This is a genomic window from Micromonospora sp. A200 (assembly GCF_029893845.1).
GTDB lineage: Bacteria > Actinomycetota > Actinomycetes > Mycobacteriales > Micromonosporaceae > Micromonospora > Micromonospora purpureochromogenes.
Window position 1 is genome coordinate 23098 of sequence record NZ_JARXXY010000019.1, and the last position, 13930, is coordinate 37027.

General features: G+C 75.8%; 9 protein-coding genes and 1 pseudogene. 8 read left to right on the forward strand and 2 right to left on the reverse strand.

From position 1 onward, the window contains the following. Window positions 1–67: 67 nt before the first annotated feature. The 5 genes from iolC to M2302_RS19475 all read left to right on the forward strand — a co-directional run bounded on the left by iolC (window position 68) and on the right by M2302_RS19475 (window position 6138). Window positions 68–1051 (forward strand): 5-dehydro-2-deoxygluconokinase, encoded by a 984-nt coding sequence (gene iolC / locus M2302_RS19455; RefSeq protein ID WP_280839279.1) that lies wholly within the window; start codon window positions 68–70, stop codon window positions 1049–1051. Further along, window positions 1048–1935, forward strand: a complete 888-nt coding sequence (locus M2302_RS19460) for an aldolase (protein ID WP_280839280.1) — start codon at window positions 1048–1050, stop codon at window positions 1933–1935. Before iolC ends, M2302_RS19460 begins: the two co-directional genes overlap by 4 nt. Continuing rightward, window positions 1932–2834, forward strand: coding sequence for a 5-deoxy-glucuronate isomerase (gene iolB, locus M2302_RS19465; RefSeq protein ID WP_280839281.1), 903 nt, complete (start codon window positions 1932–1934; stop codon window positions 2832–2834). The genes M2302_RS19460 and iolB overlap by 4 nt, the downstream gene beginning before the upstream one ends. Beyond that, window positions 2834–4690, forward strand: coding sequence for a 3D-(3,5/4)-trihydroxycyclohexane-1,2-dione acylhydrolase (decyclizing) (gene iolD / locus M2302_RS19470; protein WP_280839282.1), 1857 nt, complete (start codon window positions 2834–2836; stop codon window positions 4688–4690). The genes iolB and iolD overlap by 1 nt, the downstream gene beginning before the upstream one ends. A gap of 158 nt (window positions 4691–4848) precedes the next feature. Beyond that, a complete protein-coding gene (locus M2302_RS19475; protein WP_280839283.1) occupies window positions 4849–6138 on the forward strand; it encodes an FUSC family protein in 1290 nt (429 codons plus the stop codon). Window positions 6139–6244: 106 nt separating this feature from the next. On the opposite strand, the gene M2302_RS19480 is transcribed toward M2302_RS19475, so the two are convergent. Continuing rightward, complete coding sequence (locus M2302_RS19480; protein ID WP_280839284.1) at window positions 6245–8902, reverse strand: glycoside hydrolase family 3 N-terminal domain-containing protein; 2658 nt, start codon at window positions 8900–8902, stop codon at window positions 6245–6247. 290 nt (window positions 8903–9192) lie between these two features. Between M2302_RS19480 and M2302_RS19485 the strand changes: the two genes are divergently transcribed. The 3 genes and pseudogenes from M2302_RS19485 (at window position 9193) to M2302_RS19495 (ending at window position 13094) form a co-directional block, all read left to right on the forward strand. Next, window positions 9193–10560 (forward strand): hypothetical protein, encoded by a 1368-nt coding sequence (locus M2302_RS19485; protein WP_280839285.1) that lies wholly within the window; start codon window positions 9193–9195, stop codon window positions 10558–10560. Window positions 10561–10619: 59 nt separating this feature from the next. Beyond that, window positions 10620–11859: pseudogene (locus M2302_RS19490) on the forward strand (MoxR family ATPase). A gap of 17 nt (window positions 11860–11876) precedes the next feature. Continuing rightward, on the forward strand, window positions 11877–13094 hold the full coding sequence (locus M2302_RS19495; protein WP_280839376.1) for a VWA-like domain-containing protein: 1218 nt from the start codon (window positions 11877–11879) through the stop codon (window positions 13092–13094). Between the two features lie 26 nt (window positions 13095–13120). Here the strand turns inward: M2302_RS19495 and M2302_RS19500 are convergent, their stop codons facing one another. Beyond that, complete coding sequence (locus tag M2302_RS19500) at window positions 13121–13879, reverse strand: class I SAM-dependent methyltransferase (RefSeq protein WP_280839286.1); 759 nt, start codon at window positions 13877–13879, stop codon at window positions 13121–13123. Between the last annotated feature and the right edge of the window lie 51 nt (window positions 13880–13930).

Here is a 13930-nt window from a genome sequence, read left to right on the forward strand (position 1 = left end):
GAGCGCTGTTACCAATCAGGGGCAGGGCCGGCGGGCACGGCATCGCCTGGCCGGGGAAGGACGCCGCATGCTCGATGTGCTCACCATCGGCCGGGTCGGGGTGGACATCTATCCGTTGCAGATCGGCACGCCGCTGGCCGAGGTCGAGACGTTCGGCAAGTTCCTCGGCGGCAGTCCAACCAATGTGGCCGTCGCGGCGAGCCGCCAGGGGCTGCGCGCCGGCGTGATCACCCGCACCGGCGCCGACGCGTTCGGCGACTACGTGCACCGGGCGCTGCGCGACTTCGGCGTCGACGACAGCCAGGTCCACCCGGTCGACGGGCTGCCCACCCCGGTGACCTTCTGCGAGATCTTCCCGCCGGACGACTTCCCGCTCTGGTTCTACCGCACTCCGACCGCCCCCGACCTGCAGATCCGTCCCGAGGAACTCGACCTGGACGCGATCGCCGCGGCCCGGGTCTTCTGGCTCACCGGCACCGGCCTGTGCCAGCAGCCGAGCCGGGACGCGCACGCGGCCGCGCTGGTCGCCCGCGACGGGCGCCCGCACACCGTGCTCGACCTGGACTACCGGCCGATGTTCTGGTCCGATCCGGCGGCGGCCACCGCCGCGGTCGCCGAGGTGCTGCCGCGGGTCACCGTGGCCGTCGGCAACCTCGACGAGGTGGAGATCGCCGTCGGCACCCGCGACCCCGAGCGGGCCGCCGGGCTGCTGCTCGACCGTGGGCCCCGGCTGGCGGTGGTGAAGCTCGGGCCGGCCGGGGTGCTGGCCCGCACCCGCACCGAGACCGTCCGGGTACCGCCGGTGCCGGTGACGGTGGTCAACGGGCTCGGCGCCGGCGACGCGTTCGGCGGCGCGCTCTGTCTGGGCCTGCTGCGCGACTGGCCGCTGGAGCGGACGCTGCGCTTCGCCAACGCCGCCGGCGCCATCGTCGCCTCCCGCCTGGCCTGCTCCGCCGCCATGCCCGATCACGCCGAGACCGCGGCGCTGGCCCGTGCCGTCCAGTCGGAACCGGCGTCGTCGACCGCCGCCCGGGGAGGAGAAGACCGGTGAGCACCGAGTACGACGCGCTGACCCTCACCCGCGCCCACCGGCCACAGGCGATCGCCGAGGCCGCCGCCCGCCGGACCCGCCGACCGTGGCCGGACCACGGCCGGCCGCTGTTCATCATCGCCGCCGACCACCCCGCCCGCGGCGCCCTCGGCGTGCGGGACCGGCCGATGGCGATGGCCGGGCGCGCCGACCTGCTCGACCGGCTGCGCCTGGCGCTGTCCCGGCCGGGCGTCGACGGCGTGCTCGGCACCCCGGACGTCCTGGAGGACCTGCTGCTGCTCGGCGCGCTGGAGGACCGCCTGGCCATCGGCTCGATGAACCGCGGCGGCCTCTCCGGCGCCACCTTCGAGCTCGACGACCGGTTCACCGCGTACGACGCCGACAGCATCGCCGCGATGCGCTACGACGGCGGCAAGATGCTCTGCCGCATCGACCCGGACGACCCGGGCACCGCCCCGACCCTGCAGGCCTGCGCCCGGGCGGTCACCGCCCTCGCGGCGCACCGGACGGTGGCCCTCGTCGAGCCGCTCTGGGTGGCGCGCACCGACGGCCGGGTGCACGCCGACCTGCGCCCCGAGGCGGTCATCAAGGGCGTCAGCGTCGGCCAGGCCCTCGGCGCCACCTCCGCGTACACCTGGTTGAAACTGCCGGCGATCGACGAGATGGAACGGGTGATCGCCGCGACCACCCTGCCGGTCCTGCTGCTCGGCGGCGACCCGGTGGAGGCGCCGGACGTGGTGTACGCGCGGTGGGCCCGGGCGTTGCGGCTGCCCGGTGTGCGCGGCCTGGTGGTCGGCCGGGCGCTGCTCTACCCGCCGGGCGACGACGTGGCCGCCGCCGTGGACCTGGCCGGATCGCTGCTCCCCACCGGACAGCAGGCGTGAGCGCCGTCGAGGCGCACCTGCCCTGGGGCACCACCACCCGGGCGCCGTGGGCGCTGGAGGTCACCCCCGAACGGGCCGGTTGGCGCTACGCCGGGCTGCGGGTGCTCACCCTGCCCCCCGGTGGCACGGTCAGCTTCGCCACCGGCGACGAGGAGATGCTGGTCCTGCCGCTGGCCGGCGCCGCGACGGTGCACTGCGACGGGCTGAGCCTCACCCTGGCTGGCCGCGCCTCGGTGTTCGCGGCCGTCACCGACTTCGCGTACCTGCCGCGCGACGCCACGGTGACGGTGCGGGGCGAGGGCCGGTTCGCCCTGCCGTCGGCGCGCGCCACCCGCCGGCTGTCGCCCCGCTACGGCGCGGCCCGGGACGTGCCGGTCGAGCTGCGCGGGGCGGGACCGGCCAGCCGCCAGGTCAACAACTTCTGCTCCCCGGAGGCGTTCGACTGCGACCGGCTGGTCGCCGTGGAGGTGCTCACCCCGGGCGGCAACTGGTCGTCCTACCCGCCGCACAAGCACGAGGAGGACCGGACCCACGACGACGGCCGGGTCGAGGCGGAGCTGGAGGAGATCTACTACTTCGAGGTGGCCGGCGGCGTGCCCGGCGACCCCGGGGGCCCGGTCGGCTACCAGCGCGTCTACGGCACCGCCCGACGGCCGATCGAGGTGCTGGCCGAGGTGCGCGGTGGGGACGTGGTGCTCGTCCCGTACGGCTACCACGGGCCGTCGATGGCCGCGCCCGGCTACCACCTCTACTACCTCAACGTGCTGGCCGGGCCCGGTCCGGCGCGGAGCATGGCCTGTGTGGACGATCCCCGGCACCACTGGGTCCGCGGCAGCTGGGCGGACCAGCCGGTGGACCCGCGGCTGCCGCTGACCGGCCCGACGACGCGGGAGGCGTGATGCCCAGACTGACGGTGGCGCAGGCGCTGGTGACGTTCCTGGCCCGGCAGTGGTCCGAACGCGACGGGGCGCGGCGACGGCTGATCCCGGCCTGCTTCGGCATCTTCGGCCACGGCAACGTCGCCGGGATCGGAGAGGCGTTGGCCGGGCCGGCGGGCGCGGAGCTGCCGTACCACCTGTGCCGCACCGAGCAGGGCATGGTGCACACCGCCGCCGCGTACGCCCGGATGACCGACCGGCTCAGCACCCTGGCCTGCACCACCTCGATCGGTCCGGGCGCGACGAACCTGGTCACCGGCGCCGCCGGGGCCACCGTCAACCGGCTGCCGGTGCTGCTGCTGCCCGGCGACATCTTCGCCACCCGGGTGGCCAACCCGGTGCTGCAGGAGCTGGAGGACCCGCGGTCCTACGAGGTCAGCGTCACCGACGCGCTGCGGCCGGTCTCCCGCTACTGGGACCGGATCAACCGGCCGGAACAGTTGCCGGCGGCGCTGCTGGCCGCGATGCGGGTGTTGACCGATCCGGTGGAGACCGGCGCGGTTACCCTCGCGCTGCCCCAGGACGTGCAGGCGGAGGCGTACGACTGGCCGGCGGAGTTGTTCGCCGACCGGGTCTGGCACGTGCCGCGTCCCCGCCCGGACTCCTCGGCGGTCGCCCGGGCCGCCCGGGCCGTCACCGCGGCGCGGCGGCCGCTGGTGGTGGCCGGCGGCGGGGTGATCTACAGCGGGGCGTGCGCGGCGCTGCGCCGATTCGCCGAGGAGCACGGGGTGCCGGTCGCCGAGACGCAGGCCGGTACCGGTGCCCTGCCGTACGGTCACCCGCTCGCGCTCGGCGCGGTCGGCGTCACCGGCACCCCCGCCGCCAACGAGATCGCGGCGGGCGCGGACCTCGTGATCGGGGTGGGCACCCGCTACAGCGACTTCACCACCGCCTCCGGCACACTCTTCGGCGACGACGCCCGGTTCGTCAACGTCAACATCACCGGCTTCGACGCCGCGAAGCTCTCCGGGGTGCAGGTCGTCGGGGACGCCCGGGAGAGCCTGGCGGCGCTGGACGCGGCGTGCGCGGGCTGGGGCACCGAGCCGGCGTACCGGGCGTCCGTGGCGGACCTGACCGAGCGGTGGGCGGCCGTGGCGGACCGGGCCCGGCACGCCGACCCCGAGGCGCGGCCCACCCAGACCGCCGTGATCGGCGCGGTCAACGACGCCGCCGGGCCGCGCGACGTGGTGGTCTGCGCGGCCGGGTCCATGCCCGGCGACCTGCACCGGCTGTGGCGCAGCGCCGACCCGAAGAGCTACCACGTCGAGTACGGCTACTCCTGCATGGGCTACGAGATCCCCGGTGGGATCGGGGTCCGGCTGGCCGCGCCGGACCGCGAGGTCTTCGTGCTGGTCGGTGACGGCTCCTATCTCATGCTGCCCAGTGAGCTGGCCACCGCGGTGGCGGAAGGGGTGAAGCTGGTCGTCGTGCTGGTGGACAACCAGGGGTTCGCCTCGATCGGCCGGCTCTCGGAGAGCGTCGGCGCGCAGCGGCTCGGCACCGCCTACCGCGACCGGGCCGGCGGCCGGCTCCCGGTCGACCTGGGCGCGAACGCGGCGAGCCTCGGCGCGGACCTGATCCGGGTGACCACCACGGCGCAGCTGCGGGCCGCGCTGGCCACCGCCCGGGCGGCGGAGCGCACCACGGTCGTCCACGTCGAGACCGACCCGTTCGAGGCCGGCCCGGACGGCGGCGCCTGGTGGGACGTGCCGGTCGCCGCCGTCTCGACCACCGCGCTGACGCGGGCCGCCCGGGCCGCGTACGAGGCCGGGTCCAAGGCCCGCCGTACCCGCCTGAGCGGTGATGCCACGACCTGAACCGGGTCCAGCCCGCCCGCTCCGAGCGGCGACACCGCCCACACCGGCCCGATCGGGACGCCCCGCCCTCGTCACGGGCGCCTGCGGTGGCGGGAGGTTGGACGGGTGCCTGCCGGGTAACCGCCGCCATGGCCCATCGTCGTCCGGGCGACGGTCCCGTGCGCTCAGCGCTCGACGCGGTCGCCGAGCGGACCGTCCGGTCGGTGGCCGAGGCCCGCCGGCGCGGCGGCGCGGGCGGTCGGGTGCGGCTGCGCCAGCTCGAGGTGACCGTCGTGATCGCGGTGCAGGCCGGACTGGCCGCGGCGCTGGCGGCCCTGATCGCCCAGTACCTGCTCGGCCCCGGGGCGCACGTCTTCGCCCCGGCCGCGGCGGTCGGCACCATCGCCACCGCCATCGGGCAGCGGGCCCGCCGTACCTTCGAACTGCTGGCCGGGGTCGGGATCGGCATCATGGTCGGTGACGGGCTGCGGTTCCTGCTCGGCTCCGGCCCCTGGCAGACCGGGGCGGTGGTCGCGTTGGCGATCGCCAGCGCGCTGCTGGTGGCCGGTCGGGGTGGGGCCCTGGTCGGGCAGGCCGGCGGTACCGCCGTCCTGATCGCGACGCTCGCCCCGATGGAACGGGGCCTCGAGCTGCCCCGGGTCTTCGACGCGCTGGTAGGCGGCGCGGTCGGCCTGCTGGTGGTGGCGCTGCTGCTGCCGATCAATCCGCTGCGGGTGGTGGACCGGGCGGCCGCGCCGCTCTTCGCCGCCGTCACCGAGCAGCTGTACGCGGTGGCCGACGCCCTGTCCCGCCGGGACGCCGACGCCGCGATCCGGGCGCTGGACCGGCTGCGGGGGCTGGAAGCGGACATCGGGCGGCTGAACGAGTCGCTCAGCGGGGCGGAGGAGGTGGTGACGCTGGCGCCGGCCCGCTGGCACCGCCGGGCCCGGTTCCACCGCTACGCCCGCAGCGCGGAACACCTGGAGCGCCTGATCCTCACCAGCCGGGCCCTGGCCCGCTGGAGCGCGACCGCCCTCCAGTACGGCGAACCCGTCCCGGAGTGCCTGCCCCGGGCGGTTCGTCGGTTGGGTGACGGCGTGGCGGAGCTGCGCCGGGAGAGCCGGGCGGATGAGGAGCCCGAGCGGACCCGGCAGCTGGTCCGGGAATGCGCCCACCTCGCCGGCCGGGCCTGGGCGGAGGGGGTGCGGTCGTACGGGGACGCCCTCGTCACCGATCTTCGTACCGCCGCCAGCGACCTGCTGCGGGGCACGGGGTGCGATCCGGAGGACGCCAACCGGATGGTGCGCCAGGCCGCGCTGGCCGGGGTGGCCGAGGTCCGTCCGCCGCTGCGCCGGGAGCTGCGCCGGCCGCGGCGTACCAGGATCACCGGCACCCGGCGGCGGGCGCGGCTGGCCCGGCGGGCCCGCCCCGAGGGGCGGGCAGCCGCGTCGTACCCGCCGGTGCGCTGAAGCGCTGCGCCGTCCCCATTCCGGGCACCCGGGCCGCCTGGCGGACCCCGGGTGCCGCGCGGGGCGGCACCCGGGGTCGCGCCGGTGGTCGGCGCGGCCGGCCCGGTCAGGTGGCGACGCGGGCCAACAGCGTGAACGCCCGAACCGGATCGTCGGCGAGCTGGGCGCGGTCGGCCTCGGCGATCAGCGTCGCCCAGTCCGCCGGCGCGCTTCCCCGGACGACCGCGGACTGGGCGGCCTCGCGGGCCACCGCGAGGATCGCGTCGTTCCGCGCGGCGGAGCCCTGACCCGTGCCGAGCTGCCGGCCGAGCGGCCGCAGCACCTCCGGCGCGTTGCGGAGTGAGCCGTCGGCGTTCCAGTTGCCCGGCGCCAGCGCCGCGCGCAGCTCCGGCCGCTGGTCGGCCACGGCCGCCAGCCCGGACCGGCCATGGTCGGTCCGTAGTCCCCAGCCGAACGGGTACAGCGGTTGGTAGTCCCGGTCGCCGACGTTGATCGGCACCTGGGCCTCGCTGCGCGGCCAGGTCACCGGGAGGCGGCCGGTGAAGGGCCGCCGGCCGAAGAGGACGTCGGCGACCCCGGCGCCCTCGCTGCCCGGCAGCCACGACGCCACCAGGGCGTCGATCTTGCCGAGCTGGTCCGTCACGATCTGCGGCCGTCCGGAGACCAGCAGGACGACGCACGTCTCGATCTCGGCGCAGACCTTGTCGATCACGGCCTGGTCGGCGGGCTGCAGGCGCAGCGACTTCTCCTCCTGCTGGGGCGTCGAGCACCAGCCGCACTCCGGGCCGCCCACGTCGCCGTACCCCTCGGCGTACGGCGTCTCGCCGACCACCACCACGCCGACGTCGGCGCCGCCGGTGGGCGCGGAGGCGTCCGCGCTGTAGGTGACCCGGGCCTGCGGCGCCACCTGCCGGATGCCCTCCAGGATCGTGGTGCCGGGGATGAGGTCGCCCGACTGGCCCTGCCAGGTGATCGTCCAGCCGCCGGCCTGGTTGCCGATGTCGTCGGCGTTGCGGCCGGCGACGTACAGGTTGGTGTCGCGGCGCAGCGGCAGCGCCCGCCCGGCGTTCTTCAGCAGCACCTGCGACTTCGCCACCGCGTCCCGGCCGATCGCCCGGTGCTTCGCGCTGCCGACCTGGTCGACGTTCGCCGCCGAGGCGTACGGCTGCTCGAAGAGCCCGAGCTCGAACTTCTTGCGCAGAATGCGCCGCACGGCGTCGTCGAGGCGGGCCCGGCTGACCCGGCCGGCGGTCACCTCGGCCAGGAGCAGCTCCTCGAACTGCGGGGCGCTGTTCGGTTCCATGAACATGTCGGTGCCGGCGTTCACGCCGACCCGGACCTTGTACGCGGTCAGGCCGGTGTTGGTCGGCTCGGCCGGGTCGGGAATCTGGTGGATGCCCTCCCAGTCGGAGATCAGGAACCCGTCGAAGCCCATCCGGCCCTTCAGGACGTCGGTGAGCAGCTCCCGGTTGGCGTGCATCTTGGTCGGGTTGCCGAGCCCGTCCTCGGTCCAGTCCACGCTGGAGAAGGAGGGCATCACGCTGCCGACGCGGTGTCGCCACAGGGCGGGACCGTAGGGCGAGAGGTCGGTCCGGGCGAAGTGGGCCTGGTCGGTCACCGTCACGCCCTGGTCGATGGGGTACCGCTGCTCCCACCACGGCTTGCCCTCGTTTGCGGCCGCGGTGGCCTCGTCGTAGTCGGTGTCGCCGTCGCCGGCGTAGTGCTTGGCGGTGGCCAGCACCCGGTCGGCGTCGTCGAGCTGGCCGGCGCGGCGTCCCTGCAGGCCGTCGATGACGGTCTCCATCGGGATGACCAGCGCGGGGTCCTCACCGAAGCTCTCGTAGCTGCGCCCCCACCGCTCGTCCCGGGAGACGCACACGCACGGAGCGAAGTTCCACGGGATGCCGGTCGCCCGCACCTCGGTCGCGGTGGCGTGCCCGATCCGCTCCACCAGGGCGGGGTCACGGGTGGCCCCGAGGCCGACGTTGTGCGGGAAGACCGTGGCCCCGTACACGTTGCCGTGCCCGTGCACGGCGTCGATGCCGTAGATCATCGGGATCTGCAGCCGGGTGCTCAGCGCCTGGGCCTGGAACTCGTTGACCATGTCGACCCAGGCGGCCGGCGTGTTGGTGGCGGGCGTCGAGCCCCCGCCGGACAGCACGGAACCGAGCCGCCACTGCGCGACCAGCGTGGGGTCGGCGGCCACGGCGGCCCGCTCGGCCTGGGTCATCTGGCCGATCTTCTCCTCGACCGTCATCCGGCCGAGCAGGTCGGCGACGCGCCGGTCGACCGGCAGTCTCCGGTCGAGGTACGGCAGGCCGTGCGCGTTGACCACCAGGACCGGCTGGCCGCCGACGGTGGCGCCGGTGGAGGCCGTGGCGAGCGTCAGTGGGATGGTCTCGGCCGTCTCGGCGGTCCGGTCGACGTGGACGGTGACGGTGATCGGCCGGGCGGTGCCGGACCGGCTGCCGGCCGGAAAGGTCAGTGCGCCGGCGGCGGGGGCATAGTCGGCGCCGGCGGTGGCGGTGCCGCTGCCCGTGGTGTAGCGGACGGTCGTCGAGGTCGCCAACGGGCGTCCGTCCGACGTGGTCACCGAGACGGTGACCTCCGCCCGGCCACCCTCGCCGACGGTCTGGACCATCCGGTTCGCGGCGACGGTGACGGTCTGGGTGCTCGTGGCCGAAGCGGAGGACGACGGCAGCAGCGATGCGGCCAGGACGACGGTTCCGACGAGTGCGACGCGGCTGCGCCAGCATGAACTCATGTGGTGCCTCCCTACGGGAGTCGGCCGCCCGCACCCTCTCGTTGCGGGACCGCCCTCGTCCCGGTAAGGAATCCTTCCCAATCCCATCAGGGCGCGTCAATATTACGGCGCAATAAAAGTTGGGCGGAGGCGGGCGGCGGCGCCGGACGGGGTGTCGGCGAACGAGGCGCGCCCGGCATCCGGGACGGCGCGAAACGCTTGGCAGAGTTGGTGTGAGGAGCGGTATGCTCCCTCGCGATGATGACCCCTCGTGGCAGATTGGGGGTTCCGTCCGCGCAAGGTGAGTGCTGATGCACTCCCGGGCCGCGGATGCGGATCCTCGCCTTTCCTTGTGGCGGCGCGTGCGCGAGTTCGCCGTGCCGCCGTCCATGATCGAGATTGCGACCGCCCGTCGCCGCGCCGGCGACTGGGCCGGGGCGTGCGCCGCCGCGCGCGTCGACGTCGACCCGAGCCTGCGCGCGGTGGCCCGCACCCACGGTCGGGAACTCGCGGCCCGGGTCCGGGCCGACCTCCGGGAGCTGGCGCCCGACCTGTTGCGCTGGCACCTGCCGAGGATCGCCCCTGACGGGCTGCTACGCCCCGGCCTGACCATCGCGCTCGCCCGGTACGAAGAGGCCGGACGCGACGGCGACGCCCCCGTGCACCTGGTGGCCCGCACGCCACCGGCCTGGGCGGACGCCGGTCAGCGATTCAGTCTGGCGCTCTGGGACGGCCACCGGGACGGCCGTCACCCCCATCCACACCCCGACCGTCGGTTCCGTCTCGACCTGCACCGTCACCTCTGGGACGCGCGCCGGGCCGCCGAGCTGAGGACGCGGTCGGGAGCGGACCGGTTGCCCGCCGACCGCCTCGCCGCACTGGACGCCGGTCCGTCGGAGGCGGCGCCGCCAGGTCTCGACCGCGCGGTGGACCGGTGGGCGGCCGAGGCCGCGATCCTGCTCCGCGCCGAGGGCCGGACCGGCGGTGCCGTCGCCGTACGGCTCGGCGGCCGGCGTCGGCTCGTCCTGGAGCTGGCTCCGGACGGAGGCATCCTCCGGTCGCCAGCCCGGCGGGGCGCCGAGGAACTGCCGGTGCTTCCGGACGCGGCGACCTGGGTGCTGCCGGACCTGGCACTGCTCCGCGCCGGGCTGGTCGAGGTCGACCGGCTGCACCCGCTGGTGGCCTCGGCACTGGCACCCGAGCATCCGGCGGTCGGCGTGCCGTGGATGCCGCAGCGGGCCGGTCAGCCACGGCTCGTCCGGTGCCGGGGCGCCCAGCACCGGATCGGCCTGGTCGACGGGGTGCTGGTCGCGCTGGACCACGACCAGGCCGAGATCCGCCGGGAGGAACTGCTGGCCGCGCTGACCGGCACCCCGCTCGCCTGCCTGCGGGCGATCGACGAGGCGCACCGCCACCCGGAATGCCTCGACGACGTCCGCGCCCGGCTGGACCACGGCGACACCGCCGGCGCGCTGGCCGCCGTCGAGGCGCTGCTGGGCCCCGCGGCGCTGCTGCGCGCCGGTGCGCTGCGCGACGAACTGGAGACGGCCGCGTCGCGGCGGGTCACGTACGGGCTGTTCCGGGCGGGGCTCGCCGGAAGCGGGCCCGGCCCCGCCCACTCGGACCGTCGCCGTACCCGTGACCGCCGCTCCCGCCCGCGCCACGGCACCACGCGCTGACCGGTGGGTCCGACCCCGCCGCGCTGTCCCACCCGTCACGAACCCAAAGGTGATCACACATGCCCATGCCGACCGACATCTCCGCCGAAGCCGCCCAGCTCGACGTCGCCGCCGAGTTGCTCGCCCTGCTGGGCGACACCACCACCGAACCGCGCCCCGACACCCAGTTGGAGGCCCTGACGCTGGCCGTCGCCGCCGACCTGCCGGTGCTGCTCTGGGGCGAGCCGGGGATCGGCAAGACCGCGGCCCTGACCCAGCTCGCCGCGTCCCTGGACCTGCCGCTGACCACGGTGATCGCCAGCGTCCACGAGCCGTCCGACTTCTCCGGGCTGCCGGTCGTCGGCGACGACCCGGCCGTGCAGGGTGTGCCGATGGCCCCGCCGGACTGGGCGGTGCGCCTGGTCCGCGCCGGCCGGGGGCTGCTCTTCCTCGACGAGCTGTCCACCGCGCCGCCGGCCGTGCAGGCCGCCCTGCTCCGCCTGGTGCTCGAGCGCCGCATCGGCGCCCTGCGACTGCCGCCCGGCGTGCGGATCGTGGCCGCCGCGAATCCGCGCTCCTCGGCCGCGGACGGCTGGGAGCTGAGCCCGCCGCTGGCCAACCGCTTCGTCCATCTCCAGTGGACCCACGACCACGAGGTCGTCGTACGCGGCCTCGGCGGAACCTGGCCCCGGGCGGCCCTGCCCCGGCTCGACCCGCGGCGGCTGTCGGCGGCCGTCGCCTTCGCCCGCCGCGCGGTGTGCGGGCTGCTGTCGGCCCGGCCGACGTTGGTGCACCGGCTGCCCACCACCGAAGGTCGCCGGGGCGGCGCCTGGCCGTCGCCGCGGAGCTGGGAGATGACGCTGCGCCTGGTCGCCTTCGCGACCGCGGCGGGCACCTCCCGGGACGTGTTGTCGATGCTGGTCAGGGGCGCCGTCGGGGACGGCCCGGGGCTGGAGCTGCTGGCCAGCATGGACCGGATGGACCTGCCGGACCCGGAGGTGCTGCTGGCCGATCCGGCCGCCGCCGTCCTCCCGCAGCGGGGGTGACCTGCGCCAGGCCGTGCTGGACGGCGTGGTGGAGGCGGTGCGCCGGCGTCCGGAGAAGTCCCGCTGGGACGCGGCGTGGACGCTGCTGGTCCGGGCGCTCGACACGGGAGCCCCGGACCTGGTGGTAGTCCCCGCGTCCACCCTCGCCGCGCTGCGCCGCGAGGACTGGGACGTTCCGGCGTCGATCGAGCGGCTCGCCGGCGCGGTGTCGCTGTCCCGGCGGGCCGACGAGGCGGCGGCCCGGGTGGCCGCCGCCATGGGGGCCGGCCGGTGACCGCCGACCGCACCGACATGCTGGACCTCGACAAGCTCTTCGCCGCCCGGCTGCACGCCGCCCGGGTCCGGCCCTACCTGGCGACGGCGCTGTTCGCCCTGCACGTGGTGCCGTCGCGGCAGGTGCCGACGATGGCCGTGGACCCGCACTGGCGGTGCTACGTGGCACCGGCGTTCGTGGACCGGACCCCGGTGGAGGAACTCGCCGGGGTGTGGGTCCACGAGGTCTCGCACCTGCTGCGCGACCACCACGGGCGCAGCGACCGGGTGGCGCGCGAACGCGGCCTGACCGGGCCGGGGGAACGGCTGCGGATGAACATCGCCGCCGACTTCGAGATCAACGACGACGTGTTCGGTGACGGCCTGGCCCGGCCCGACGGGGCCGTCGATCCACGGCACCTGGGCCTGCCCGAGGGCGAGCTGATGGAGGACTACCTGCGCCAGTTCCGGCTCGGGCCGTATACCCAGGACCTGGCCTGGTTGGACTGCGGCAGCGGGGCCGACGGGCTGGAGCGCGGGTGGGACCTGGGACCCGACGGCGCGCACGGGCTCACCGCGCAGGAGCGGGACGCGGTGCGGTTCCGCGTGGCCGAGGGCATCGCCGCCCGGCCCGGGACCACGCCGGCGGGCTGGCGACGGTGGGCGGAGGAGGTGTTCCACCCACCGCAGCCGTGGCGGGACCTGCTGGGCGCGGCGGTCCGTTCGGCGGCCTCCGCCCCTGGGGTGGGGGAGGACTACACCTACGGGCGGCCGTCGCGGCGCTCCGCCGGCGTGCCCGGCGCCATCCTGCCGAGCCTGCGGCGCACGCCCCCTCGGGTCTGCGTGGTGATCGACACGTCGGGGTCGGTCAGTGACACCGAACTGGGCAGCGCGCTGCTGGAGGTCGCCGCGATCTCCCGGGCCGTGGGCGGGCGGCGGGACCTGGTCAGCGTGCTGCCGTGCGACGCGGCGGCCCGGGTCGTGCACCCGCTGTGTCGCGCCGAGGACATTCCGCTGGTGGGCGGCGGGGGCACAGACCTGCGGACGGGTTTCGCCCGGGCCCTGCGCAGCCGGCCCCGACCGGACGTCGTCGTGGTGCTGACCGACGGTCAGACGCCCTGGCCGACCTCGCGGCCGTCGTGCCGGACGGTGGTGGGGCTGTTTCCCCGCGCCCGGCCGGTGGACGAGGAGAATCCCGACTACGTGCCGGACTCGCCGCCGGACTGGGCGCGGGTGGTCGTCATCGGTGCCAGGTGAGGTGGTCCGGGCCCCTGCGCGGCCGGTCAGGCCAGGGCGGCCACGGCGGCGTCCGCGCCGTTGCGCCAGAGCACGCCGACCTCGCTGAAGCCGGCGGCGCGCAACGCCGCCAGGTGCCAGTCGGCCGGCGGGTTCCACTCCGGACTGTGCCCGGTGGGGTAGATCTGTCGCCGCTTCTCCACCAGTGGCCCGAGGGCCGGATCCTCGGCGGCCTGCTCCCACCATCCACTCCACGACTGGGCCGCCCCGGCGGCGTGGCGGGCCGTACGCCGCTGCCGGGCGCGGTCGGCCAGCCGGGCGGTCAGCGTGGGCAGGGCCTCGTCGGGCATGTGGTCGGCGTTGACGAACACGCCGCCCGGGCGCAGCGCCGCGCGGATCTCGCCGTACAGGGTGGCCAGGCGGGGGCCGTCGAGCCAGTGCAGGGCGGTGGCGGTGAGCACCGCGTCGTACCCGTCGTGGGGGAGCGCGGCGGTCCAGTCGGGACGGTTGAGGTCGGCGGTGACGACGGTGGCGCGGCCGGCCAGGGAGGCCTCGGCGATCGTGAGCAGGACCGGGTCGAGGTCGACCAGGGTGACCTGCGCGTCCGGGCGCCGGGCGAGGGCGCGCAGGCTGATCGAGCCGGTGCCGCCGGCGAGATCCAGCAGCCGCAGCGGTCCGTCGCCGGCGACGGCGTCGGCGGCGTCGAGCAGCGCGGCGAAGCGGTGTTCCCGGTCCGGCAGGTACGCCTCCTGCTGCCGGTCCCAGCTCTCCTGCCAGGCCCGCACGTCAAATCGGTAAGGAGTCATAGCCCAGACGTTAGTTACCGGGAGAGGGGCTGTCGAGAGCTGACGCGAACT

Coding starts and splice junctions, on each gene's coding strand:
- M2302_RS19485 (WP_280839285.1), top strand. CDS start 9,193: ATGCACTCCCGGGCCGCGGATGCGGATCCTCGCCTTTCCTTGTGGCGG.
- M2302_RS19495 (WP_280839376.1), top strand. CDS start 11,877: ATGCTGGACCTCGACAAGCTCTTCGCCGCCCGGCTGCACGCCGCCCGG.
- M2302_RS19500 (WP_280839286.1), bottom strand. CDS start 13,879: ATGACTCCTTACCGATTTGACGTGCGGGCCTGGCAGGAGAGCTGGGAC.
- iolC (WP_280839279.1), top strand. CDS start 68: ATGCTCGATGTGCTCACCATCGGCCGGGTCGGGGTGGACATCTATCCG.
- iolD (WP_280839282.1), top strand. CDS start 2,834: ATGCCCAGACTGACGGTGGCGCAGGCGCTGGTGACGTTCCTGGCCCGG.
- M2302_RS19480 (WP_280839284.1), bottom strand. CDS start 8,902: ATGAGTTCATGCTGGCGCAGCCGCGTCGCACTCGTCGGAACCGTCGTC.